We start from the raw sequence: 23,635 nt of genomic DNA on the forward strand, positions 1-23,635 counted from the left end.
TTTCAACAGTGAACATGTATTTCTTCTGAACAGAACTCTTTTTCTTTCCTTATTTCCAAAAAGAAAAGCAGCCCATTTTAAAATACGGCTGCTTGCAATGTACATTATTCTTTCGCTTTTTTCTCTTTCTCTGCTCTTACAAATTCATGGAACATTTTCATTAAAGCACGCTTTTCAATTCTTGATACGTAGCTTCTGGAAATACCGAGTGCCTTTGCGATCTCTCGTTGCGTTTTCTCCTTATCAAGCCCCAGTCCAAAACGCTTCACGATTACTTCTTTCTCCCGTTCGTCTAAAATATCGATATACTCTTTAATCTTTTCTAACTCCATACTAAGCTGAATCATATCAATTACATCTTCAGACTCTGATTTTAATATATCAATAAGCGATATTTCATTCCCCTCTTTATCTTGCCCGATCGGGTCATGAAGTGAAACGTCCTTTTTCGTTTTCTTTAGTACACGTAAATGCATCAAAATTTCATTTTCAATACAGCGCGCTGCATACGTCGCAAGTTTTGTGCCTTTTCCTGCCGAATAGCTCTCGATCGCTTTAATAAGCCCGATTGTACCAATTGAAATTAAATCTTCTGCATCTTCCCCTGTGTTTTCAAACTTCTTAACGATATGAGCTACAAGCCGTAAATTATGTTCAATTAACAAATTCCTCGCTTGAGCATCACCTTGCTCCATTAACTCTAAGTACTTTCTCTCATCGTCTGATGATAACGGCTGCGGAAACGCATTGTTCTTTACATATGAAACAAAGACAAACACTTCTCGAACCATATATCCAATTGCGGCGAATAGACTCAAACCTTTCACCTCCGCCAAAATAGTGGTCTTTACTATGTGTATGTGGGCGTAAGGTTGTTTGTGTCTGTACGATATAAATATGGATTCCTTAGCTTTTTGTCGAACGAAATAAGTCTTTCATACCTTGCATATTTTTTCCAATGCATTACAATATGTAAGATTCCAAAATTTTGAAAGAGGTGTTTTCATGCGATACGCTACATCACAAATTAGAAACCTTGTAATACTCACATCATCATTTTTCTTACTTTCAGCTTGTGGACAACAAACGTCTACTACAAAAACTGAAGCTACTAAACAAGATACTGCCGTATCAAAAGACAGTACAAAAACGGAAGATAGCCAAAAAACTGAAGACAGTGCAAAAGCTGAGAACAACGCAAAAACCGAGAACAACGTAAAACCTGAGAACAACACAAAACCTGAGAACAACACAAAACCTGAGAACAACACAAAACCTGAGAACAACACAAAACCTGAGAACAACACAAAACCTGAAGCAGAATCTAAAAACACGCAAAAAGAGCAACAACCAGCTAAGCAACCAAATAAACAAACTGATACTATTACATTCACAAGTGAAGATGCTATAAAAGTTCTAGAAAAAAGAATGGGAGCTCGCTCAAATGAAATCCGTTACAGCTCCAGCGAAGACAAACTAATTGGCACAATAAATGGTATTAAGCTATACGACGTATTATACGGACGCGAATCTGCTGAGAACTCTCGTGCGCTAAATTTTGCAGTGGGATCTGATGGAAACCTATATAATTGGTCAAAAGCTCAAGATGGTATTCTTCAACCACTTAACAGCAATTAATAAATGATTGTAAGAACATAGTAAAAGCCAATCGATACGTATCGATTGGCTTTTACTAGTATTCACTCCAAATTCTCTCCCCTGTGTTGGCATCAATATAACGCAGTTCTCTACTACAATCGAAGGGTTCTTTATAATTTTCATCCGTTGTTTGTTTATACAGTAGTTCATAGCTTGTTTCCTCTACATCATTCTCTAAAAACCATTCTAAATGAACTCGCATGGCCCCTCTGTATATTTCTAACGCTTTTTCTTTTGTTACTTTTGGCGTTGTTTCATATGTAAGCAATTCTTTTATAAAGTTGCTAGATTCTCCTGAGTAATGCATCACAGCACCATTCTCTGTATTAATGTTGATCATAATATTTTTTCCCTCTACATGAATGTCATTTACATATATTGAAAAGGAAAATCTCTCAATTCCATCTTCCTTTTCATAATTATCCCAAAGCTGAACATAATTTGTTGTATTCGGGATAATATGCTCCAAAAATTGAAGTGCTTGGTCTAAACATTGGTCTCTACATAAGATTGTTTTCCTTTCTCGCTCATCCGTCCACATTAAACAGGAAAGTAATTGATTTGTTTCTTTATCTAAAGTAATTACAACGAAGTTATCATGTTTCAATATCGGGGAATACTTTTTATAGAATTCCTCCATTGAATATGCATCTTTCTCTTTTCTTTCTTTTTGTAATTCTTCCTTCAGTACAAATTTCATCTGAATTTCATACTTATCCTCTTTTTCATCTACTTTTATAAATTTTTCTTTATCCCAATCTAATAAATCGAGCACATCTTTTCTTTCACTGTTTTTTATCGCTTTAACAACTGGTACTGTAGAAGCTATTCTATAGTGATCTGGTCCAAATAAATCTTTACCTGTACTTGCTTTAATAAACGCATGGCCAGGTTCTGGTTCATATACAAGATGGTACCCTTTTACTTCTTCTCCATTTTCATACTCACATGAAGAGTGTGTTAAATCCACAAATACAAGTCTCATATCTTGTCTAGCTTTCAAGTTTTCTAAAACGACATTCTCCTCAACAATTTCACTTTGCCATAACGGTTTTTTCTCGATAGCTTTTTGTCCATTATAATGGAAATTCACAACATTCCCTGAAGGATGGACTCGTACAACACATCCTGTATTTGGCAATGGATACCCATTCACTTCTTGCATATAATTTACGTCTTTCCAACCACGCCTTTCTTCCTTAACAGTTACATATGTATAAAACTCATATCCTTCTTTTGTATATTTTTTCAAGAATGCATTTGCAATCTCTCTTACTTTATTTTCCTCTACCGCTTCCTTATCACTCGAAAAATAATTTTCATCATCTATCCTAAACTCTATTAAATTACCAGTATGTCTATTCAACGTAATTTGTATCGTTCTCTCCTCATCCGCTTTACGCTCCCACCATAATAGATGATACGGGTCATCCACGCCTTCTTGATCGTCTACTACAAGCCTATACTCATCTGAAATGTCAATTAAATGAGACACTTGTTCTTTTCTTTTTTTATCTTTTTGATTCATCATACCGCTCCCTTTATTACAATTTAAGGTAATTATAACAAACACAACCAAAAATATATAAACAAAAAAAGACTAGAGATATCTCTAGTCTTCTACTTCGTTTCACGATGTAACGTTACCCGTTTTAATCGTGGACAATATTTTTTTAGTTCGATACGCTCTGGATTGTTTCGTTTATTCTTTTTAGAAATATAATTACGATCACCACACTCCGTACAAGCTAATGTAATATTTACACGCATATGTACTTCTCCTTTCTTTTAAAGATCGCAAACTAAATCGTAATGATTACGATTTATATGTTATATAACTTCATTCTATTTGTCAATTGCAAAAAAAGACAAAAATCTGAAACAATTAGTTCATACGAAATTCACACGAATCTATTACTATAGAAATTGTACATAGTGGACTTATTAACAATCACGTTTATTTATATAAAATTTTAATCGAAAGGAGCTGAAATTATGAAAACTAAATATCGTTTTATGATCTCATCATTTGCTGCTTGCGCCTACATGATTTGGTGTTTAGTATAATAACAACCTCACTTGTAAATTGGAAAAGGTGTGTATATAAATGGAATATAATCAATCAACAGTTAACTACTGGAAAGCTTTTGTACTACCATATACATTTGCTTTAGAAGAGTTAAAAACTAAATTTGAAATTATGAACCGGGAAGCTCAATTTTTAGAGGATTACAACCCGTTTGAACATATAAAAACAAGATTAAAACAACCTGAAAGTATTATTAAAAAGCTTGAACGTAAAAATTTATTACCGACAGTTGAAAATGCCCAAACGCATTTACAAGACATCATCGGCATTCGTATTACATGTTGCTTCGTAGAAGATATCTATCATTTGAAAGAAGTCATTCAAAAGCGTGAAGATATGGAAATCATAGAGGTAAAAGATTATATCGCCAATCCAAAGGGAAATGGCTATAAAAGTTTACACATGATTATTAAATATCCTTTATCACTGAATTCTGGTACAAAAGAAGTCTTTGCAGAAATTCAGTTACGTACGCTCGCAATGGACTTCTGGGCAAGTTTAGAACATAAACTTTACTATAAGTATGAAGGGAAAATACCTGAGTATTTAAAAGATGAACTTCATGATGCGGCAATGAAGGCTGAAGATCTTGATAATAAAATGGCAACCATTCGCCAAGATATTGATGATATCGAAGCATGTTCAAATCAAATTATGTTACCACTATAAAAAAAAGGTTCTCGCCAATGAGAACCTTTTTTATTTCGCTATTTACAAGCAGTAAAACTTCCTAATTAAAGTTTCACTTTATTTCTTCCCTATCGTGCGAACTTCTTCAATTTTCCAGCCACCCTCTTCTTTTCCAAGCGCATACTGTACTTTCTTCTGAAGAGTGACCTCTCCATCTATTTCCTTTTCCTTTGTTTCCACAATAACATACCCTGCTTTACTAGCTTTCATATCTATATGTTCCAATTCAATTTTCTTATTTCCTTTTTGAAAAGCTGCTTCTTTTTGTGTTTTTAAATCCTCAGCACTAGGCATCTTTTTTGAAAATAACTCCATATGTTCAGCAAGATTTTTTTCATTTGTCGTCAGTACAAATTTCTCCATAACATCTTGAATCAATTTTTCTTCTTCTTTCGTTATTTGTACCTTTTCCTCAGTTTTTGTAGTAGTAGATTTTTGTTCTATATGGCCCTCCTTGGATTGACATCCAACTAGCAATAATACACCTATTAGAAGGGATCCTATTCCCATGAAAAAAGCCCTCATCTTCCCATCTCCTAAAAAGAAAAGTGAGGCATTTCGCCTCACTTTCATTTATAATTAGCGTCTTCCTTTATTCGGATCGCCACCGCCAACAATGTCAAAGACACGTTTTGCGATATTTGTATTCTCTTGAACGCCAGAGAACAAGTATTTACCAGGGCCAAATGCATATACGTTTACATCTTCCCCTGTATGTCCACCTGTTGTCCAGCCTGTAACTGAACGCTTATTGAAAATATCCTCAATCGCATTATCAATCTTTGTTACATCTTTTGAAGGAGCAATATCATTTACCGCTTTAATTTCTTCTGATGTTAATTGTAAATCAATATATTTTTTCAATGTTTCTTCTACATTCGCACCTTTTGCAATTTCATTTGCCATGAAGTCTGGTGTGCGTTTTGCAGCTTTAATTGGGTCTACTTTAAAGTTATACTCACCATTCGCACCTAAAGATAATCCACCAGTAGCATGGTCTGCCGTTGCAACGACTAACGTATTTTTATCTTTTTTCGCAAACTCAATCGCTGCTTTAAATGCTCTTTCAAAGTCTTCCATTTCACTCATTGCACCAACGATATCATTATCATGTCCAGCCCAGTCGATTTGGCTTCCCTCAACCATTAAGAAGAAACCTTTTTTATTTTTGTTCAAACGCTCAATTGCTGCATTTGTCATTTCTTCTAATGAAGGTGTCTTCTCATTACGGTCAATCATTTTATCTAAACCGCCTGGTGCAAATAAACCAAGAATTTGATCATTTTTATCATTTAACAATTGATTGCGATCCGTTACATAGCTATAACCAGATTTCTTAAACTCTTCTGTAAGATTACGATCTGTTCTAACAAAGTTTTTTACGCCGCCGCCAAGCATAACATCTACTTTATGCTTCCCTTTAACTTTCTCATCAAAATAATCATTTGCAATTGCATCCATATTTTTACGACTAATGTCATGCGCACCGAAAGCAGCTGGCGTTGCATGTGTAATCTCAGAAGTAGCAACGAGTCCCGTTGATTTCCCTTTTTCCTTCGCTTGTTCAAGAACAGTTTTCACTTCTGCTTTATCATTATCAACTGCAATTGCCGCATTATATGTTTTAATTCCTGCTGACATAGCTGTTGCTGCTGATGCAGAGTCTGTGATATTTTCATGTTCATCTTCCGGATATGTCTTTTGTGTTCCTACAAGATGTTTATCAAACTCTGTAGATTCCATCTCGAATGTTTTCGGATTATCTTTCATATAACGATGAGCCGTCATGTATGAAGGACCCATACCATCCCCAATTAACACAATAACATTCTTAATCTTTGCATTGCTTCCGCTCTCATCTGCATTTACTTCACTAGAACGTGTAAAATTCCATGTTGCCACCGAAGTAACTGCTAACGACGCCACAACTGCAAATGGCCATGCTTTTTTCACAAACTTTTTCACTGTCTTGTCCCCCTAATTAGGTTATTCATTTCCCACTATCAAATTTAATAGAAGACTATTAAGAGAAAATTAGTTATATGTAAATTTTTTGTTAACTTATGTAAATATCAGTTATAATTTGTATAAGTTTGTCTGTTCGTATCAGCCTTCTTTCCCTTTACAATTAAAATATAAACAAGTTGGATTTCATTTAACGTAAATCTCTTATTTAACATTTTCAATCTACTTTTATGAAAATTAATAGAAATGTGGGGAGTATTTATGAAAACAATAAAGCTAGATGAATCTTTTATTTTTGATTTACTCGACCTTTGTAAAGCTATTGGATGGTTACAAGATAAAACATTTATGAAAAAACAATTCGAAATGTATCTTTCTCTTGGCACACTTATCGGTTATATGCATGAAAATAAACTGATTGCAGCTGGAGGAGTATTTCCTTTTAAAGATAGTTTTTCTACTATTGGCATGTTAATCGTCCATCCTAATTTTCAAGGCCAGGGCATCGGGCGTATTTTGCTTAATCGTTGCTTAGAACAAACCCATCCAAAACAACCAATTGCACTTATTGCAACAAAAGCTGGCGAGCCTCTTTATACATCATGCGGATTTCAAACAGTAACGACGATTCATCGTTTTGAGAAACAAACTACTAAAACACATATTACTCATACGCAACAAGTGAAAGAACAAGATCTTGTATCACTTATTTCTCTCGATCAAATTACAACTGGTACTAATCGTTCTTTCCTTTATTCATTGCTATTACCAAGAATGAGCCACTCTTTTAAAATTGAGAGAAATAACTATATAGAAGCTTTTTCCTTATGTATACAAAAAGGTAATATATTATGCGTCAATCCACTTATCGCAAAGCAAGAGAAGGATGCTATTCAATTATTCAAGACGATCTGTGAATGTTGGAGTGGCACAGTAAGGATTGATGTCCCCCATTCACAATTTTCATTTCGTAAATTTCTTCAAACAGAAAATTTCCAAGAAACGCTCCTTTCACCTCTTATGATAAAAAATGGTAGCCAACTTCCTGGAAATCGTAATATGTTATTTGCTATGATAGATACAGCGTTATGTTAGAAAGGAGACACCTCATTGAGGCGATTTAGCTATTTTATGGTAAGTTGTCTTACTCTTACACTATTAGTAGGATGTAGTGCAGCAGAAAAGCCAGTAGAACAAGTAAAACAAGTCAAAAATACACTTACAGCAAAACTAGCTACCGAGGAAAAGATGGTAGAAATAGATGGTCAAACCATTTACTTTAAACAGATTGGTAACGAAAAGCCACCTTTACTTATGATTCATGGATTTGGAGGATCATCAGATGGTTTTCAAAAGATTTACTCAGACTTAGCGAAAGATCATACAATTATTTCTGTAGATGCTTTAGGATTCGGGCGCTCATCTAAGCCGATGGATTTTTATTATTCCTTCCCAACCCATGCAAATTTGTATTATAAATTAATGAAAAAACTAGGTTATGATTCGTTTGCAATACTGGGCCACTCAATGGGCGGAGAAATCTCCCTTAATTTAACGTATTTATATCCTGAAGCCGTTACCCACCTTATTTTAACTGATGCTACAGGCGGTCCGCATACACTCGTTAATAAACAAGGATCACCAAAACCACAGTTGTCGACTGATTTAAATACCGTTTCTGCTATTACAGATTATGATGAAAGCAAAGTGAAATTTAAACGTAATGATGAAGAGCATTACAATAAAATGAAATTATGGCCTAGACGTCTTCAAATCAATGCAAATGAATTGAATCAACCAACCTTAATTATATGGGGAAGAAATGATAGTAGCGTTTCTTGGAAAGAAGGAGAAACATATCATCAATTCTTAAAAAATAGTACTTTCCATATTATCGAAAAAGGTTATCATGCACCATTTCGTCAAGAGCCACAAGAATTTGTAGGTTATGTAAAAGAATTCTTTAAGAACAATCCAATCAAAGTTGAAAAATAACATAAGCGGGTATCTCATTTTGAGATACCCGCTTTCATATATTAAGCAGCTTGCTTTTGGCGTTTTTGAGTTTTTGATCCTAATACTTTCGGAATAACGAAACCATCTATTCCAAATTTACCAGCATTCATACCAGAAACCAGAACGAACATAGATAAGATAACCATTTCAGGATTCACTCCAATTGACCCACTAAACATATAGGAAAAGTTCATTACAAGGCCAAAAAAGACCGCTGTTTTTGTTAAACAGCCTACAATTAAACCAATTCCGACTAAAATTTCTCCCCACGTTACAAGTGTATTAAATAGATCAACGTTTGGAATTGCGAAATCTTGTAAAAATGATGCCCACCAAGATTGAACAGCCGGTTGTGCCCCTTTAGATTTTTCAATTGCACCTTGTAAATAACCAGTTGCATCGAAACCTTTTCCTTGTAGTTTACCGATTCCAGCCATTAACCATGTGTAACCAAGATACACGCGGATTACCGCTAACACAAAAGAAACTGCTTTGTTTTCTCTTAAAAATTGAATAACCATATCTTCCTCCTAAAGTTGTAATTAAGTTAGTTACAATTAATATAATAACATTAGTTACTTATTTTTTAAACGTTAATTATGAATAATTCGTGAAATGTGTATGAAACATTAAAAACTAACGTTTATATAGTAACTTTTATTACCTGTAAAAACTTGAACATATCATACCATAAGTGATAATGGTTTTCATTGAAGAAAATGTAAAAAAAATGTGAGTTAAATGTGAAACACGTTTATTCGAATATAGAATAAACGTGTTTTTTCTATTTATAGAATTGAAATGTATGTGTCTCCTCATTGATTAATTTCGCCTCTTGAAAAGCATCTTCTAACGTTTTTTCATAGCTAATAAGCCCATAAAATAAGCGTATTGTAAACATAAGTGCTGCATTCCCATCTACATAATCTATCGATCCAATATACGATTTCTCCCCACTACGCAAAAAAGATTCTGCTAGTTTTTGCTCCCCTAACGTACACCCGCTATTTACAATATGCGTATTATGCAATTTTGCATATTTATAAATTTCTTCTGCACCAAAGTATCCTCTCGGTTCATCTTGTTCATATATATCTTCACCTAACTCTTCCATGACAAACTTTCCTTCCTCACCATGAAAGCAAAAAATAATATAATTGATATCATTAAATACATTCTTACTGGAAATAACTTCCATAAAATCTTTCGGTCTACCAATCCAATATGTTATAACTCTTGCTCCAAAATATTCAAGAGAGGCTCGGATTGATTGCGCCTCTAAATCAGAATTAAAACCAACTACTAGTGCAACATTCAATATACACCCTCCATCCTATCATTAGATCTCATCAATCAAACTTTTAAGGGATAGATTCATTTCATATATACCCGTTTCCTGCAAAAAATCAGATCTAGTTAACACGACTTTCTGTAAATATTGCCTATATGCTGTAATCGTCCCGTCGTGAGATACAATATAAATTCTTTCCGCACCTAGCTCATAACACCAAAGAAGAAATTCATCTACTATTTGCTGAAAGCTATGTTCTGAAATAGTATTTATACCTTCCGTCCATAACTGCTGATTTGTGTTTTTCTCTATCGAAAAATGTGGAAATAAATTTGTTATTATTCCCTGATCTACTATGTGATCACATGGTAATGTTTTCGCTCCTTCTCGATAAGGAAAAATACGCGGGGATACATATGGATGGACGATTTTTTGACAAGCTACCTTCTCACTCCATATTGTCGCCGTTTGTAAAGTTCTAAGTGTAGGACTAGCAATTAATATATCCGTTTCTTGCAATGGCACATTGCATTGAAGTAATTTAGCCTGATTCCTTCCCTCATCCGTTAATGGGGGATGCAACACTTGTAAACTTGACGGCAAGTCCTTTGTATGTTCTCCTTCACCGTGCCGAACAAAGACGAGTTTCATACCCACCCTCCTCTCTCTATGAAATCCTTCAACATAATTTCTTCCCTATCTCATCCATTATTCCTGCTATATAAAAAACCGATATGTAAAATACTTTTTACAAGAGAGAGGGGAATCACAAATATGAAATGGATAACCATCTTAATCGGAATGATCATATGGGTATATATAAACGGATTTTTTAGTAGTGATAAAACTGCTAATCCTTGGATTACAGATGATGAACGGGAAACAAAAATTAAGCAGAAAGCAATTATTGCAAGCTGGTCTGGTGTTTTTATGTTTTGTATCATTAACCTCTTAAACAAATGGTTAGGTGTAGGAACGAGCAACGCGTCACCTTACTTACCACCTTCTGTCGCAACTATTTTAAAAGAAAATGTAGAGCTACAAATTTTATTTATGCTATTTATTACGTATGGCATATTTTACGTATACTATAGAAGAAAACTAAGTGCTTAACTTTTATCTCATGATTATCCTCCTAAATGGTTATAGTAATTAGGACGAAATGAAAGGAGCGATATAAAAATGAGTAACTCGAATGATTTTTTAGATACACTGCACGAAAAACAAGCAAAAGATGAACAAAATAGAAAGCGCCAAGGGAACGGAAACCCAGCGAAAAAAAAGCCAAATAAAACGCATAAATAACAATAAAAACCTGCCTAAAATTATCTTTTAGGCAGGTTTTTTATTCTTCTTTTACCGAAATGACATTCTCCCAATTCCATTTCTCATAATACCACTCTGGTACATCTATATTTTCAATCCACTTCTTTTCTTGCTTTCCATCACTATTGGCAAGCCATACATTGGCTTTCTTACGGTCTGAACGTATCCATATTAAGTGATTGCTCTTCTTTATAAAGATTGGATGATAATCACCCTGCTTATGAGGTGGCTTTGTAATTTGATGTTGTTTATCGCTTGTACGATCAATCTCATATAAAGATGGCAGTGGCCTTTTTTCCGGCGGAGTTTCTATTCCTGCCTCTTTTGCCCTCGAAACGATAATTACTTTGTCGTTCTTCCATGCAAAATCCCAATCGACATATCCTTTCGGCGTAAATGTGTTCTGCTGAAGTACTGGCAATTCTTTTACTTTTAAATGTTTATTCTCTAACGCAACTCTCCCGCTTCCTTCAATATAGGCTAATATGTTGCTAGATGGCGCCCATTTGAACCATTGTGTGTTTAATAACATTTGATCTATCTTTTCAAACCGGCTGCCATCTGCTCGAACTAAGCAAAGCGTATTACTATCAGCTGACCATGAAGCTGTCGGTACCGCTAAAAATGAAATCCACTTTCGATCTGGTGACCACTCAAATCCACTTGCAACTAGCGCTAGAAAATCATCATGCTCATTTGGCAATGCATACAAATGCTTCATTTTGTGAGGATTCATATGTGCATCTTTTTGCACTTCATATAGCTGGGCTCCTGTCCATCCTGTTGGAAGTAAGTGTGCTTCAGATGATATAAGAAAGTTCTTTCCAGAAGGGTACCATGCATAATCACCTACACCAGCTGATACATTTTCAAAATCAGCATTCTTTTTTTGAACGTCAAACGTATTTAACGTATTCGCAAATACAAATGCAATTGTATTCTCTGTCGGTGACCATTGATAATTTGATACTTCAGATTGAAATGGGCTAACTTTCTTTCCATCTTCCAGTCGGTACAATTCCAATGTGTTTTGCTTCTTTCCTTTCGCATAGGCAATCCATTCTCCATCATGAGACCATCTCGGTCCTGTTATGTACTCACCTTTTGTTATTTGTTTTTCTTTCCCATCAATTTTAATCCAAAGGTTATGATGACGAATAAAAGCAACTCTCGTTCCATTATGTTCCGCACTAGTACTAAAAATTGAAGATAAAAAAATAAACAAACCCACACTACTACTCACGATAATTTTTTTCATACGTCCCTCCATTTTTCTTATAGCATTCCTCATATTCAGCTTACTATATGCGAGTTTTGCTCCAGATTAATTGCATAAATGTTGTGGATTTATATGCAATAAAGATTTGCTTTTCTCGCTGAATATTAGCCATTCGACATAATATCAAAAAATTTCCCAAGAAATTTTTAATTCAAAGAGGATTGGTATGAATTATGTCGAAAGTATATTTTAGCCAACATTTGATTTTATATTTCATAATAAAAATGCAAGATAAATTTTCGGAATATTGGAACTTTTTATTAGGGGGAGTTTCAATGAAAAAAACTACATCTACACTATTAAGTATGGCGCTCGTCTTTTCTAGTTTCGGAGCTTTAAGCGCACATGCTGAATCGCTGCAAAAGGAGAAGCAATTTAGCCCACAGTTAAAAGCAAATATTGAACAATGGGGAGAAAACAAAATTGCGCAAAATGTTGAAACAAAAACAGCAAAAGAAATTTCAGTCATTGTAGAGTTGCAACATGCTCCGCTCGCTTCACAAAGTAACATTCAGCATACTCCAGATTTTAAAAATGGCAATGCGCAATCATACCATGCACAACTAAAAAAGGCACAAGAGGATACAACAAAGAAAATTAAAGAAAAAGCACCGAAAGCAAAAATAAAAGAAACGTATAGTACGTTATTTTCTGGATTCTCTATTTCTATCCCAGGAGATCAAGTTGCTGCTTTAGCTTCTTTACCTGAAGTAAAGGCAATTTATCCGAACTTAACATATAAATTACATGAAACAGCAAAAAGTGCTACTAACGAAGAAGCGCCAAATGTCGGCGGGCCGACAATCGGTGCTCCTGAAGCATGGAAACTAAAAGATCCATCTGGCAAACCGCTTGATGGAAAAGGAATGAAAGTCGCTGTTATCGATTCAGGTGTAGACTATACACATCCTGACTTACAAGCAAATTATATTGGCGGCTACGATACAGTCGATGAAGATAATGATCCGATGGATGGAAATGTCCACGGTACCCATGTTGCAGGGATTATTGCTGGTAACGGAAAGATAAAAGGGATTGCTCCGAACGCTTCTATACTCGCTTACCGTGTTATGAATGATGGTGGCACTGGTACGACCGATGATATTATTCAAGGTATTGAGCGCGCTATTCAAGATGGTGCAGATGTTTTAAATCTATCTCTCGGTCAAGATTTGAATGTCCCTGATCAACCTGTAACAATGACGTTAGAACGCGCAGCAAAACTTGGTGTTACTGCAGTCGTTTCAAATGGAAACGATGGACCAAAGCCATGGTCTGTTGATGCTCCTGGTAATGCAAGTAGTGTCATCTCTGTTGGTGCATCTACTGTTTCTATTCCATTCCCGACATTCCAAGTAGCTGGTTCTAATAAATCTTACCAAGGATTACCGTTATCAAAAGCAGATTTCCAAGTAGGAAACGATGCTCAACTTGTCTATGTTGGCTACGGTAATTCAAGCGATTACGCTAAACAAGATGTGAAGGGTAAGTTCGCTCTCGTCTTACAAGGAACTTCAAGCACATTAGTAAAAGCAGAACAAGCGAAACAAGCTGGCGCTATCGGGGTACTACTAATCTCTAATGAAAAAGAAATTAATATTATGCCCGAATATTTTGGACGTGAAGATGTAGCTCTTCCGGTTATGCAGCTATCAAATACAAATGGCGAAGAGTTGAAAACTTTAATTACAAAACGAAAGAAAAATATAAAGATTGGACAATCAAACAAAACCGAACTTATTGGTAACTTCAGCTCAAGAGGACCATCACAAGGAAGTTGGCTTATAAAACCTGATGTTATTGCACCTGGAGTAAAGATTACAAGCACAGTGCCACGAGGTGGCTATGAATCTCACAACGGAACAAGTATGGCTGCTCCGCAAGTAGCGGGAGCCGTTGCTTTACTGCGTCAAATGCATCCTGATTGGACGACAGAACAATTGAAATCTGCTCTTGCCAACACTGCAAAAACATTAAAAGATGTCAATGAAAATACATATCCTGTCATGGCACAAGGTTCAGGTTTAATTAACATTCCAAAAGCAGCTCAAACAGATGCATTAGTGAAACCGAACAATGTAAGTTTCGGTCTTATTAAGCCAAATAGCGGCAAAGTGAAACTAACACAAAATATTACGTTACAAAATCTTTCTAACAAAAAGAAAAACTTTTCAACTCGTATTGAATTACTAGATACAAAAACAAAAATCCAGACTTCTTTCCCTTCTTCGATTAGTTTGAAACCAAATAGTAACATCGAAAAGCCTTTTACTATTACTGTAGATAGCTCCTTACCACAAGGTGTATATACAGGAAATCTGTATGTAAAAGACCAAGGAACAAAAGAAGAAATGCCTATTCCATTTACATTTAGCATCGATCCGAAAGAATACAAGCGTATTGATGGCGTTGAAATCGTTAATTCTACTTTCAGCCCAAATAATGACAATATATTAGATGACAACCTAATCAATTACTATTTAGTTACACCAGTTGAAGACATAGCCTTTCATGCTAATTTAATTACGAAAGACCGCGTGACATATCAAGGCATGGTATATCAAGGTAAAAACGAAACACCTGGTTATAAATCTTTCAAATGGAATGGTACAAGAACGGACGGATCTCCGTTGCCTGATGGCTTATACCAAATCGAAGCTGTTGCTTCTAACTCTGGTGGAGAAACAAAGCAAACAGGAGCTGTATTTATCGATCGAACAGCCCCTAAGTTAACACACGAAATTGATCAAGAAAATCTTATTATTAGAGGAAACGTTGATGATATTCTACTAGATTGGATGACAGAATCTGGTTGGGTTGCACCTGGTGTTCCAGTGAGAATGCAATATGAGATTAACGGTAATGGCGTATGGGAAAGTGCGTTCTTAAACTCTTGGGAGAAAAACTATGAAATTTATTTCGATCGTAATCAATTACAACAAGGAAAGAATACAATTCATATTGTAGCAACTGATGCAGCTGGAAATACAACTAATTTAAATGTTGATTTAGAAGTAAAATAAGGTCATACCAAGATTCTTTCGCCCCTATCCAATGTTCCGATAGGGGCTTTTTCTATTTCTCACATAAACACTTGTTAAATAATTCTGAATGTTATGATAGAATTTTTATAAGCGCTTTCAATTTAAAGAGAGGTGAGACAAGCTATACAGAATCGATATACAGTTTTATAGAAAAAAGGAGGATGTTTAAATGACAAAGAAAACAGAAATTCCATCGCATTTAAAACCATTCGTATCCACACAACATTATGATCAATACACACCGGTGAACCACGCTGTATGGCGTTACATTATGAGACAAAATCATAGTTTCTTAAAAGACGTTGCTCATCCAGCCTACGTAAACGGATTACAATCATCTGGTATAAATATAGACGCTATTCCTAAAGTAGAAGAAATGAATGAATGTTTAGCACCAAGTGGCTGGGGAGCTGTAACGATTGATGGACTTATTCCAGGCGTAGCGTTCTTTGATTTTCAGGGACACGGGTTATTACCAATTGCAACAGATATTCGTAAAGTAGAAAATATCGAGTATACACCGGCTCCTGATATCGTTCATGAAGCTGCAGGCCACGCACCAATTTTACTTGATCCTACATATGCAAAGTATGTAAAACGCTTTGGACAAATTGGAGCAAAAGCTTTCTCTACAAAAGAAGAACATGATGCGTTTGAAGCTGTTCGTATATTAACAATCGTAAAAGAAAGCCCGACTTCTACACCTGAAGAAGTTGCAGATGCTGAAAATGCGGTAATTGAAAAACAAAAATTAGTTTCTGGTTTATCAGAAGCGGAACAAATTTCACGCCTTTTCTGGTGGACGGTAGAATACGGGTTAATTGGAAATATAGACGATCCAAAAATCTACGGTGCTGGTCTCCTTTCTTCTGTTGGTGAAAGTAAACATTGCTTAACAGACGCTGTAGAAAAAGTTCCTTTTTCTATTGAAGCTTGTACAGGAACAACTTATGACGTAACAAAAATGCAACCTCAACTATTTGTTTGTGACTCCTTTGAAGAGTTAACAGAGGCACTTGAGAAGTTCTCTGAAACGATGGCCTTTAAAACAGGTGGTAAAGAAGGTTTAGAAAAAGCGATTCGCTCTGAAAACCATGCAACTGCTGAGCTAAATAGCGGACTACAAATTACAGGTACATTTAGCGAGACGATTGAAAACGATGCAGGTGAAGTGATTTACATGCGTACAAATTCACCAACTGCATTATCCATTCATAATAAACAAATAGCGGATCACTCTACCGCTGTACACAGTGACGGCTTTGGAACACCAATTGGATTACTTACTGAAAATATTGCATTAGAAAACTGTACAGATGAACAATTACAATCATTAGGAATTACAACTGGAAATAAAGCATCCTTTACTTTTGCAAGTGGTATCCATGTAAATGGAACGGTAACAGCAATTGAAAAAAATGATAAAAAAATCATTCTTATCTCCTTTATCGATTGCACCGTTACTTATAAAGACCGTTTATTATTTGATGCTTCATGGGGTGCTTTTGATATGGCTGTTGGCTCAAAAATCACTTCTGTATTCCCAGGAGCGGCAGATGCGGCATCGTTCTTCCCAGCTGAGGAAGAAATAGAAACAACTCCAGCACCTCTTACATTAACTGAGCTAGATCGTATGTATCAAACGGTTCGCGATATTCGAAATGAAAGTATTTTACACGAAGCTCATATCGAACAGCTAGTAGCAATTCAAGAAGTATTAAATAAATTTTATGCGAAAGAATGGCTGCTTCGCCTTGAAATATTAGAGTTGCTTTTAGAGCATAACAAAGGGCATGAAACATCCGCAGCATTATTACAACAACTTTCTACTTTCACAACTGACGAAGCTGTAACACGTCTTATTAACAATGGTCTTGCACTACTATCTGCAAAGGATGTGAAAAATGATGCTACGATTAACTGAGGAAGAAGTTCAAGAAGAATTATTGACAGTAGATAAATGGATGATAAAAGATGAAAGATGGATTGAACGAAAATATATGTTTTCCGACTACTTAAAAGGAGTCGAATTTGTCTCTGAAGTCGCCAAACTATCAGAAGAACATAATCACCATCCATTTATTCTTATCCAGTATAAAGCAGTCATTATTACTTTGTCCTCATGGAATGCAAAAGGTTTAACGAAACTCGATTTTGAGCTTGCGAAGCAATTTGATAAACTATTTGTCCAAAATGAAAAAGCCATTATAAGAAAGTAAAAAAAGAGAAGCCTTTATTAGGCTTCTCCTTTTATTTTGAAATGAATACTATGTCCAAATGGATCCTCGACCTGTAATATTCCATCCTTGTACGTAGCAATCTTGCCAATATTTTTTAAGCTTTCACATACTTGCTCTTTTTGTTTTTCATCCGCTAGTACAATTGTAAAATATTTCAATCCAACGGAATTTGGCATTTGCGGTGGTATCCCTTCACCTTGCCACGTATTTAAACCGATATGGTGATGATAGCCGCCTGCTGATACGAACAACGCACCATTTCGAGCTGGGATTGTTACTTCAAAACCAAGACCATCCACATAGAAACGTTTCGCTTCTTCTAAATCAGCTACATGGAAATGAACATGCCCCATCACAGTACCAGCTGGGAAACCATTCCATGCACTTCCTTGCTGTAATAATTCTTCACCAGCTAACGGGTTACTAACAAATGGTAATTCTCCATTCTCATTACGCCAAACTTCTTTTTGGCGATCATGATAAATTTCAATCCCGTTTCCATCTGGATCAGCTAAATAAAGGGCCTCACTAAAGTAATGGTCGGCTCCGCCGTGCAGTGGATACACCATTTCTACAAGATGACGAAGGATATTCGCTAAATCTTGTCTGCTCGGTAATAACATTGCGTAATGATATAACCCCGTTCTCCCTCTTTGTTTTGGTAAAGCTTCTTTCTTTTCTTCAATGATAAGGAGTGGTTCGTTATTTTCATTACCAAATGTAACGGCCATTTCATCTTGTTTTAATACTTTCATACTTAGTACTTCTGTATAAAACTCTAGTGATTTCTTTATATTTGATACATATAAATGAACAACATCAAGTGTTGTGTCGGGATGAAGTTGAAAACTCATCTTGTTAGCCCCCCATGTAATTTAGTTCTTCTTTGACATTTTCTCTTTGATGAAATTATCTACAAAACCGTCTGCTTTCGCAACAAATAAGTACGCACCCATCACTAACAATGCAAGCTCTAATTCGAAGCCAGGATTTTTCCCATCTCCTAATAAACCAGCTGACCATTTTACTTTTACAATTGCGCCAACCATAACAAGTGCGAATAATAATCCAATATATCTTACACCTAAACCAAGAATTAATAATAGACCACCAACTACTTCCGCTGTTGCTACACCGTATGCAAGTCCTCCTGGTAAACCAATGCTTGTGAACCACCCTGCAATATTGTCAATCCCCGATTGGAATTTTGTTAAACCGTGCATAAAGAACGTTACCCCTAACACGATACGAATAATTAAGTTACCGATATGTTGATTCATTTCTTTCTCTCCTTTATAGTTTTCTTATACAAAACTTTTATTTACATTACAAAACATACACTAATTTTTTTTATTCGTCAATTCATTTTCACTGGGAAAAAATATATTTTTTTTGCTATGATACAAATAGTTGTTTACAAAAAAGGAGCTTGATTTTATGAATATTGGTTCTGCAATACGTGAAATTCGTCAACGTAGAGGCATAACAATCGCACAAATTTGTGAGGGAACAGGTCTTTCTAAAGGATTTATGAGCCAAGTTGAAAATAATAAAACTTCACCATCTATCTCAACTTTAGAAACGATCTCCAATTTTTTAAACGTTCCGCTTCCCTATTTATTATTAGAACAAAAAGATCGGCTGAAAGTTGTCAAAAAGGTAGAGCGTAAATACAGTGTATATGGAAAAGATGAACAGAGAATTGAACATGTGGCAGAACAAGGTGGCCTTCGCCTAAATCTCGTAGAAATCCCTGCTGGGTTTCCGAAAGAAAACACACCAAATGCCCATGAAGGGGAAGAGTGTCACCTTGTATTACGCGGAAAACTAGAAGTTCAACATGGAGAAGATATTGCAATTGTAGAAGAAGGTGATTCTTTCTCCTGGAATGCATGTGTTCCTCATATCGTTCGTAATATAGGGGAAGAAACTGCATTATTACTTATCTCTAGTCATGCAGAAAATCGAAAACGTGTTTATTAAATAAAAAAGAAGCCTGCAAATCAGGCTTCTTTTTTATCCCCTTATAACCCCATAGCTTGTCCCAACTAGTACAGTTTTTTCGTCTTGATTGCGATAAACTGACTCGATTGAAACCTTTTTGTACCCTTCCATCTGTTCAATATTTGTTAAAGTTAATTCACAAGTGATCGTATCTCCTGTAAAAACTGGTCTAATAAACTCACTTACTAATTCTCTTGCTATGTAATGTAATTCTTCACCTACTTTCGTTCCAATGCTAGCAGTCAATAAACCATGAACCATTAAACGTCCATTTTCATCATATTCCATATGATGTCTACCTTTATCTCCTGTAATATTTGCAAATTCAAAAACCTCTTCTTCAGTAAATCTTCTTTCGTATTTAAATACATCCCCAATTTTTATACTCATTTTTATCCCCCTAATAATAAACAGAATTTTCTTTCATTTTATCATAAAATGAGTCTTAGTTCAGTTTATATTATTAAAATATCGAGCCCTTTTCCATGCTACTTGTTCTCTTTATCGATGCCCATCTTTTTTTGCTATTTGATACCCATAATACGCACATGTTCCATTTCTCGATAGCTCTCTCACCTCAAAACCACAACTTCTATAAAAATCAAAATTACTCGCGGATGTATGTGCAAACCAGTCGCCATGTGGTAGCTTTTGCAAACAAAGATCGACAAGTTTCTTGCCTAATCCCTTCCCTCTATATTCATATTTCACAACTAAATTTACTATGTTCGCGACCATGATTCCATCAGAAATGACTCTAACCATCGCAACCATCTCTTCTTCATCCCATATTGTGAATGCCCATGTTGAATTTTCAAATGCTATCGTAAATTTTTCAATTTGCCAAGAAGGAATATTATCATTGCTCCAACCGGCATCTTCGAATAAGGTTTTAATTGCATATGCAGGTACACCATTCGTTCCCTCACGAATAATAAGTCCATTATGATAAATGTACATGTAATCCCCCCTTTATTTTTATATACCATTCTTCAAAAGATGCAATTTACCTTTTTTCACCCAACTCGCTTAATGGAATAAACGAGAACATCCATCCCATGAAATGAAGTTGTCTTCTCATAACTAAGCCCAGTTTTTCTAGCAACAAATATTGAGGCGGGGTGGTCTGGATTAATAAGAGAAATTAACTTATTCATTCGTAATGCTTGGAAGCCATATTCTCGAAATGCTACCGCAGCTTCTTTCGCATAACCTTTTCCCCAATACTGAGGCAATAACCAATAACCAATTTCAATTTCCTCTTTTCCATCTATTTGCTGCTTTACTAATCCTGCATGACCAATTCGTATTCCCGTTTCCTTTTCAATCAATACAAATAAACCGAGACCGTTTTTATAGCTAGGAATTACCCATTCCTCCAAACTTTTTTTACATTGCATATATGTTTTTAACGTCCCATTTCCAATATAGCGCATTACCCTCTCATTTCCCCATAGTGAAGCGTAGAACTGTAAATCATCCATTGTATATTTGCGAATTTGTAAACGATCTGTATGAAACATTTCTGCACTCCTTCCCACGAATTTGTACTTAACTACACGATCATGTTTTGGATATATACTAAATGTTACTATCTATTATAAAGGAACTAAAGAAGGAATACAGAATATTCAATCTCGAAAGAATAAAAAAAGACAGTAGACAAATGTTGTCTACTGCATCCATATCATAACTAGCATAAAGAAAACTACAATTGAGGGGGGTGTAGGATTTTCAATTATACTAGATACTTATCCCGTTCTAACGGGCGGTAAACTTTTCAATTATATGAAAGTGAAAAGTTTACCGCACATAAGAACCTTTGCGGTTATTAAGAGAGCACCGTTAAGTACTCAAATACACGCTGTGCTTTTTCTCCACCCATTCGTGCATGCTGAAGAAGGGAAATACCATGTGGACCAGCTGCACGTAATGCTTCTGGTTGTGCCACTAAAATAGCTTGTACAACTTCTAATTCACCAAGCATAGCGGCCGCGAAAATATCCATTCGAGCGCCCTTTTCTAATAAATAAAGAGCAATATCTTTACGACCTACATGTGCTGCTGCTCCTAACGCACTTTCCCAATCTGATCCTCCCCAATTGTAAGAGGCATGAAGTAAGCTTGGCGATTCAGCCAACAGTTCTTGTACTTTTTCTAAATCTCCATGAGCTGCCATAACAAATTCCCTTACTAACTCAGTGGTAATACATTCTTCTGTTCGCATCTTGCTCCTCCTCCTTTAGAAATTCGTTTCGGTGTAAAAAATGGCTTGTCGCTTCCTTGAAAAATATCTACCTCGATGCCGAACACACGTTGAAACATTTCATGACATAACACTTCTTCTGGTATACCGTCATACTGAAGCTTCCCTCGCTTTAATACGAGTAAACGATCACTATATTGAGCCGCTTGGTTAATATCATGTAAAACCATTATAATTGTCATGCCAAACTCCTCGTTTAATCGTTTCACAAGTTCCATTACTTCCAACTGATGAACGATATCTAAAAAGGTTGTTGGCTCATCCAATAACAAGACATTTGTACGTTGTGCTAGCGTCATTGCAATCCAGGCACGTTGTCTTTCTCCTCCTGATAATGATTGTAAAAGACGATATTCATACCCTTCAAGATTTGTAACAGACAATGCCCAATCAACAATTTCTTCATCTTCTTTATTTAAGTGACCTCTCCATGATTTATGAGGGCCTCTTCCAAATTCGATTAATTCTTTCACTGTTAAATCTAATTGATGATCATGCATTTGTGGTAACATCGCTAATTGCTTCGCTACATCGGCACTTTTCATCGTATGAATACTTTTTCCATCTAAAATGATATCCCCTTCGCTTTGTTTAAGTAGTCTTGCCATTAAACGAAGCAAAGTAGATTTCCCCGATCCATTCGGTCCAATTAAACTAACGACCTCTCCAGCTTTAATATGTACATTCATATTTTGCATTTGAAATCTTTCAGAATGTGCGTAAAACACTTTGTTAACGGAAATCACTTCGTTTTCCTCCTCTATGAATCAAATATAAGAAGAACGGACCGCCTAAGAAGGATAATAAAATACCAACAGGCAATTCAATTGGATCGAACCAACTTCGAGCTATCGCATCCGCGAAAACAAGTAATATCCCCCCGCCAAGGCATGATAATGGCAGTAAATATTTATAGTCATTTCCAACTAATAAACGTAACATATGTGGTACGACAAGACCGACAAATCCAATAAGACCAGAAACACTAACTGCAATGCCAGCTAATAATGTACTTACTACTATTAAATAAAAGCGGCTTCTCTCCACGTTATGACCTAATAACTTCGCCATCTCATCTCCTAGCATTAATACTCGAATATGCTTAATACCAAAGAAGGCTAATATAATAGCGAATATTGCATAATAAATAATCATGTTTAAATGTGCCCAACTTACACCACCAATGCCGCCCGCTAACCACGGTAACACAGATTGCACTTTATCACTATGTAATAACATTAACGCTGACGTCGCTGCACCAATTAATGCATTGATTGATACACCTACTAAGACAATCCTTGAAGGCGGTGCCCCTTTTTGCCATGATAAAGCATAAATGACCATCGCCGTTATGAAAGCTCCTAAAAACGCCCCGAGCGGTAAGAAAGCCATATGCTGAGGGAATAAAATCATAATTACAATTGCTACAAGGCCTGCTCCAGATGAAACCCCGATAATACCAGGGTCTGCAAGAGGATTTCTCATAACCCCTTGCAGCAGTGCACCAGATGCTGCTAAACATGTTCCTACTATAAATCCAACGAGCACTCTCGGTATACGAAGGTCCCATACAATTCGATGAACCGTCGAACCTTCATCTTGTATCCCTGTTAGAATATCTCGTAAAGAAAAGGATAGGCTTCCTGCGAAAAGACCGTAAAAAAGACCTAGAATCGTTAATACAACTAAAGTAACTGCTATTACCCACCTTTTTTTCGCAAAAGGATGTTCCTTTTCCCTTACTACTTCACTACTATCCATACTTA

At 35.8% G+C, this 23,635-nt stretch carries 27 protein-coding genes; 10 read left to right on the forward strand and 17 right to left on the reverse strand.

Annotation, left to right across the window (positions count from 1 at the left end):
* Nucleotides 1-104: 104 nt before the first annotated feature.
* Nucleotides 105-818, reverse strand: a complete 714-nt coding sequence (gene sigK / locus ACUXEY_RS06005; protein WP_000051382.1) for an RNA polymerase sporulation sigma factor SigK — start codon at nt 816-818, stop codon at nt 105-107.
* Between the two features lie 187 nt (nt 819-1,005).
* On the opposite strand from sigK, the gene ACUXEY_RS06010 reads away from it, so the two are divergent.
* On the forward strand, nt 1,006-1,638 hold the full coding sequence (locus tag ACUXEY_RS06010) for a hypothetical protein (protein WP_461300280.1): 633 nt from the start codon (nt 1,006-1,008) through the stop codon (nt 1,636-1,638).
* A gap of 55 nt (nt 1,639-1,693) precedes the next feature.
* Here the strand turns inward: ACUXEY_RS06010 and ACUXEY_RS06015 are convergent, their stop codons facing one another.
* Nucleotides 1,694-3,190, reverse strand: a complete 1,497-nt coding sequence (locus tag ACUXEY_RS06015; protein WP_461300281.1) for a YcdB/YcdC domain-containing protein — start codon at nt 3,188-3,190, stop codon at nt 1,694-1,696.
* 89 nt (nt 3,191-3,279) lie between these two features.
* Nucleotides 3,280-3,429 (reverse strand): 50S ribosomal protein L33, encoded by a 150-nt coding sequence (rpmG, locus tag ACUXEY_RS06020; protein ID WP_001265617.1) that lies wholly within the window; start codon nt 3,427-3,429, stop codon nt 3,280-3,282.
* A 337-nt stretch (nt 3,430-3,766) separates the two neighbouring features.
* On the opposite strand from rpmG, the gene ACUXEY_RS06025 reads away from it, so the two are divergent.
* Complete coding sequence (locus ACUXEY_RS06025; RefSeq protein ID WP_000456215.1) at nt 3,767-4,417, forward strand: GTP pyrophosphokinase; 651 nt, start codon at nt 3,767-3,769, stop codon at nt 4,415-4,417.
* 78 nt (nt 4,418-4,495) lie between these two features.
* On the opposite strand, the gene ACUXEY_RS06030 is transcribed toward ACUXEY_RS06025, so the two are convergent.
* Together ACUXEY_RS06030 and ACUXEY_RS06035 are read right to left on the reverse strand one after the other, a co-directional pair.
* On the reverse strand, nt 4,496-4,963 hold the full coding sequence (locus ACUXEY_RS06030; RefSeq protein WP_429600221.1) for a hypothetical protein: 468 nt from the start codon (nt 4,961-4,963) through the stop codon (nt 4,496-4,498).
* Nucleotides 4,964-5,017: 54 nt separating this feature from the next.
* Complete coding sequence (locus tag ACUXEY_RS06035) at nt 5,018-6,403, reverse strand: alkaline phosphatase (protein ID WP_429600224.1); 1,386 nt, start codon at nt 6,401-6,403, stop codon at nt 5,018-5,020.
* Between the two features lie 261 nt (nt 6,404-6,664).
* On the opposite strand from ACUXEY_RS06035, the gene ACUXEY_RS06040 reads away from it, so the two are divergent.
* Nucleotides 6,665-7,498, forward strand: coding sequence for a GNAT family N-acetyltransferase (locus ACUXEY_RS06040; protein WP_461300282.1), 834 nt, complete (start codon nt 6,665-6,667; stop codon nt 7,496-7,498).
* A gap of 15 nt (nt 7,499-7,513) precedes the next feature.
* A complete protein-coding gene (locus tag ACUXEY_RS06045; protein ID WP_429600230.1) occupies nt 7,514-8,398 on the forward strand; it encodes an alpha/beta fold hydrolase in 885 nt (294 codons plus the stop codon).
* A gap of 41 nt (nt 8,399-8,439) precedes the next feature.
* Here ACUXEY_RS06045 and ACUXEY_RS06050 read toward each other — a convergent pair whose 3' ends face one another.
* From ACUXEY_RS06050 to ACUXEY_RS06060, 3 genes are all read right to left on the reverse strand, one after another.
* A complete protein-coding gene (locus tag ACUXEY_RS06050) occupies nt 8,440-8,940 on the reverse strand; it encodes a DoxX family protein (protein WP_000236600.1) in 501 nt (166 codons plus the stop codon).
* A gap of 263 nt (nt 8,941-9,203) precedes the next feature.
* Nucleotides 9,204-9,740 carry a delta-aminolevulinic acid dehydratase gene (locus tag ACUXEY_RS06055; RefSeq protein WP_461300310.1) on the reverse strand — a complete coding sequence of 179 codons (537 nt, stop codon included), beginning with the start codon at nt 9,738-9,740 and terminating at the stop codon, nt 9,204-9,206.
* Between the two features lie 18 nt (nt 9,741-9,758).
* Nucleotides 9,759-10,361 (reverse strand): histidine phosphatase family protein, encoded by a 603-nt coding sequence (locus ACUXEY_RS06060; RefSeq protein WP_461300283.1) that lies wholly within the window; start codon nt 10,359-10,361, stop codon nt 9,759-9,761.
* Nucleotides 10,362-10,484: 123 nt separating this feature from the next.
* Between ACUXEY_RS06060 and ACUXEY_RS06065 the strand changes: the two genes are divergently transcribed.
* The gene (locus ACUXEY_RS06065; RefSeq protein ID WP_166702859.1) at nt 10,485-10,823 is read left to right on the forward strand and encodes a phosphoglycerate mutase; all 339 of its coding nucleotides are present in this window, start codon (nt 10,485-10,487) and stop codon (nt 10,821-10,823) included.
* Nucleotides 10,824-10,892: 69 nt separating this feature from the next.
* Nucleotides 10,893-11,015 (forward strand): DUF4023 domain-containing protein, encoded by a 123-nt coding sequence (locus tag ACUXEY_RS06070; protein ID WP_000071861.1) that lies wholly within the window; start codon nt 10,893-10,895, stop codon nt 11,013-11,015.
* Nucleotides 11,016-11,055: 40 nt separating this feature from the next.
* On the opposite strand, the gene ACUXEY_RS06075 is transcribed toward ACUXEY_RS06070, so the two are convergent.
* On the reverse strand, nt 11,056-12,294 hold the full coding sequence (locus tag ACUXEY_RS06075; protein ID WP_461300284.1) for a TolB family protein: 1,239 nt from the start codon (nt 12,292-12,294) through the stop codon (nt 11,056-11,058).
* 296 nt (nt 12,295-12,590) lie between these two features.
* Between ACUXEY_RS06075 and ACUXEY_RS06080 the strand changes: the two genes are divergently transcribed.
* From ACUXEY_RS06080 to ACUXEY_RS06090, 3 genes are all read left to right on the forward strand, one after another.
* Nucleotides 12,591-15,338: a S8 family serine peptidase gene (locus ACUXEY_RS06080; RefSeq protein WP_461300285.1), complete on the forward strand. Its 2,748-nt coding sequence runs from the start codon at nt 12,591-12,593 to the stop codon at nt 15,336-15,338.
* A gap of 190 nt (nt 15,339-15,528) precedes the next feature.
* Nucleotides 15,529-17,283, forward strand: a complete 1,755-nt coding sequence (locus tag ACUXEY_RS06085; RefSeq protein ID WP_461300286.1) for an aromatic amino acid hydroxylase — start codon at nt 15,529-15,531, stop codon at nt 17,281-17,283.
* Complete coding sequence (locus ACUXEY_RS06090) at nt 17,264-17,578, forward strand: 4a-hydroxytetrahydrobiopterin dehydratase (protein WP_166702863.1); 315 nt, start codon at nt 17,264-17,266, stop codon at nt 17,576-17,578. The genes ACUXEY_RS06085 and ACUXEY_RS06090 overlap by 20 nt, the downstream gene beginning before the upstream one ends.
* A 17-nt stretch (nt 17,579-17,595) precedes the next feature.
* On the opposite strand, the gene ACUXEY_RS06095 is transcribed toward ACUXEY_RS06090, so the two are convergent.
* Both ACUXEY_RS06095 and ACUXEY_RS06100 read right to left on the reverse strand, forming a co-directional pair.
* Nucleotides 17,596-18,453 (reverse strand): VOC family protein, encoded by an 858-nt coding sequence (locus ACUXEY_RS06095; protein ID WP_166702864.1) that lies wholly within the window; start codon nt 18,451-18,453, stop codon nt 17,596-17,598.
* A gap of 21 nt (nt 18,454-18,474) precedes the next feature.
* Entirely contained in the window at nt 18,475-18,879 is a 405-nt protein-coding gene (locus ACUXEY_RS06100) for a DoxX family protein (RefSeq protein ID WP_461300287.1), read from the reverse strand.
* Nucleotides 18,880-19,036: 157 nt separating this feature from the next.
* On the opposite strand from ACUXEY_RS06100, the gene ACUXEY_RS06105 reads away from it, so the two are divergent.
* Nucleotides 19,037-19,582: a helix-turn-helix domain-containing protein gene (locus tag ACUXEY_RS06105; protein WP_001020700.1), complete on the forward strand. Its 546-nt coding sequence runs from the start codon at nt 19,037-19,039 to the stop codon at nt 19,580-19,582.
* A 33-nt stretch (nt 19,583-19,615) separates the two neighbouring features.
* On the opposite strand, the gene ACUXEY_RS06110 is transcribed toward ACUXEY_RS06105, so the two are convergent.
* The 6 genes from ACUXEY_RS06110 to ACUXEY_RS06135 form a co-directional block, all read right to left on the reverse strand.
* Nucleotides 19,616-19,993 (reverse strand): hotdog family protein, encoded by a 378-nt coding sequence (locus tag ACUXEY_RS06110; protein WP_048531311.1) that lies wholly within the window; start codon nt 19,991-19,993, stop codon nt 19,616-19,618.
* A 111-nt stretch (nt 19,994-20,104) separates the two neighbouring features.
* Entirely contained in the window at nt 20,105-20,563 is a 459-nt protein-coding gene (locus ACUXEY_RS06115) for a GNAT family N-acetyltransferase (RefSeq protein WP_461300288.1), read from the reverse strand.
* Between the two features lie 56 nt (nt 20,564-20,619).
* On the reverse strand, nt 20,620-21,126 hold the full coding sequence (locus ACUXEY_RS06120) for a GNAT family N-acetyltransferase (protein ID WP_461300289.1): 507 nt from the start codon (nt 21,124-21,126) through the stop codon (nt 20,620-20,622).
* Nucleotides 21,127-21,434: 308 nt separating this feature from the next.
* Nucleotides 21,435-21,830 (reverse strand): ankyrin repeat domain-containing protein, encoded by a 396-nt coding sequence (locus ACUXEY_RS06125; protein WP_461300290.1) that lies wholly within the window; start codon nt 21,828-21,830, stop codon nt 21,435-21,437.
* Nucleotides 21,797-22,615: an ABC transporter ATP-binding protein gene (locus ACUXEY_RS06130; protein ID WP_461300291.1), complete on the reverse strand. Its 819-nt coding sequence runs from the start codon at nt 22,613-22,615 to the stop codon at nt 21,797-21,799. Before ACUXEY_RS06130 ends, ACUXEY_RS06125 begins: the two co-directional genes overlap by 34 nt.
* Entirely contained in the window at nt 22,602-23,630 is a 1,029-nt protein-coding gene (locus tag ACUXEY_RS06135; protein WP_440167451.1) for a FecCD family ABC transporter permease, read from the reverse strand. The genes ACUXEY_RS06130 and ACUXEY_RS06135 overlap by 14 nt, the downstream gene beginning before the upstream one ends.
* Nucleotides 23,631-23,635 lie beyond the last annotated feature (5 nt).

This window comes from Bacillus sp. F9_6S_D1_P_5 (assembly GCF_054823925.1).

Bases quoted from the DNA above. Each gene is read 5' to 3' on its own strand.
- ACUXEY_RS06010 (WP_461300280.1), top strand. From the start codon at position 1,006: ATGCGATACGCTACATCACAAATTAGAAACCTTGTAATACTCACATCA.
- ACUXEY_RS06015 (WP_461300281.1), bottom strand. From the start codon at position 3,190: ATGATGAATCAAAAAGATAAAAAAAGAAAAGAACAAGTGTCTCATTTA.
- rpmG (WP_001265617.1), bottom strand. From the start codon at position 3,429: ATGCGTGTAAATATTACATTAGCTTGTACGGAGTGTGGTGATCGTAAT.
- ACUXEY_RS06025 (WP_000456215.1), top strand. From the start codon at position 3,767: ATGGAATATAATCAATCAACAGTTAACTACTGGAAAGCTTTTGTACTA.
- ACUXEY_RS06030 (WP_429600221.1), bottom strand. From the start codon at position 4,963: ATGAGGGCTTTTTTCATGGGAATAGGATCCCTTCTAATAGGTGTATTA.
- ACUXEY_RS06040 (WP_461300282.1), top strand. From the start codon at position 6,665: ATGAAAACAATAAAGCTAGATGAATCTTTTATTTTTGATTTACTCGAC.
- ACUXEY_RS06050 (WP_000236600.1), bottom strand. From the start codon at position 8,940: ATGGTTATTCAATTTTTAAGAGAAAACAAAGCAGTTTCTTTTGTGTTA.
- ACUXEY_RS06060 (WP_461300283.1), bottom strand. From the start codon at position 10,361: ATGAAACTCGTCTTTGTTCGGCACGGTGAAGGAGAACATACAAAGGAC.
- ACUXEY_RS06065 (WP_166702859.1), top strand. From the start codon at position 10,485: ATGAAATGGATAACCATCTTAATCGGAATGATCATATGGGTATATATA.
- ACUXEY_RS06070 (WP_000071861.1), top strand. From the start codon at position 10,893: ATGAGTAACTCGAATGATTTTTTAGATACACTGCACGAAAAACAAGCA.
- ACUXEY_RS06075 (WP_461300284.1), bottom strand. From the start codon at position 12,294: ATGAAAAAAATTATCGTGAGTAGTAGTGTGGGTTTGTTTATTTTTTTA.
- ACUXEY_RS06080 (WP_461300285.1), top strand. From the start codon at position 12,591: ATGAAAAAAACTACATCTACACTATTAAGTATGGCGCTCGTCTTTTCT.
- ACUXEY_RS06085 (WP_461300286.1), top strand. From the start codon at position 15,529: ATGACAAAGAAAACAGAAATTCCATCGCATTTAAAACCATTCGTATCC.
- ACUXEY_RS06090 (WP_166702863.1), top strand. From the start codon at position 17,264: ATGATGCTACGATTAACTGAGGAAGAAGTTCAAGAAGAATTATTGACA.
- ACUXEY_RS06095 (WP_166702864.1), bottom strand. From the start codon at position 18,453: ATGAGTTTTCAACTTCATCCCGACACAACACTTGATGTTGTTCATTTA.
- ACUXEY_RS06100 (WP_461300287.1), bottom strand. From the start codon at position 18,879: ATGAATCAACATATCGGTAACTTAATTATTCGTATCGTGTTAGGGGTA.
- ACUXEY_RS06105 (WP_001020700.1), top strand. From the start codon at position 19,037: ATGAATATTGGTTCTGCAATACGTGAAATTCGTCAACGTAGAGGCATA.
- ACUXEY_RS06110 (WP_048531311.1), bottom strand. From the start codon at position 19,993: ATGAGTATAAAAATTGGGGATGTATTTAAATACGAAAGAAGATTTACT.
- ACUXEY_RS06115 (WP_461300288.1), bottom strand. From the start codon at position 20,563: ATGTACATTTATCATAATGGACTTATTATTCGTGAGGGAACGAATGGT.
- ACUXEY_RS06120 (WP_461300289.1), bottom strand. From the start codon at position 21,126: ATGTTTCATACAGATCGTTTACAAATTCGCAAATATACAATGGATGAT.
- ACUXEY_RS06125 (WP_461300290.1), bottom strand. From the start codon at position 21,830: ATGCGAACAGAAGAATGTATTACCACTGAGTTAGTAAGGGAATTTGTT.
- ACUXEY_RS06135 (WP_440167451.1), bottom strand. From the start codon at position 23,630: ATGGATAGTAGTGAAGTAGTAAGGGAAAAGGAACATCCTTTTGCGAAA.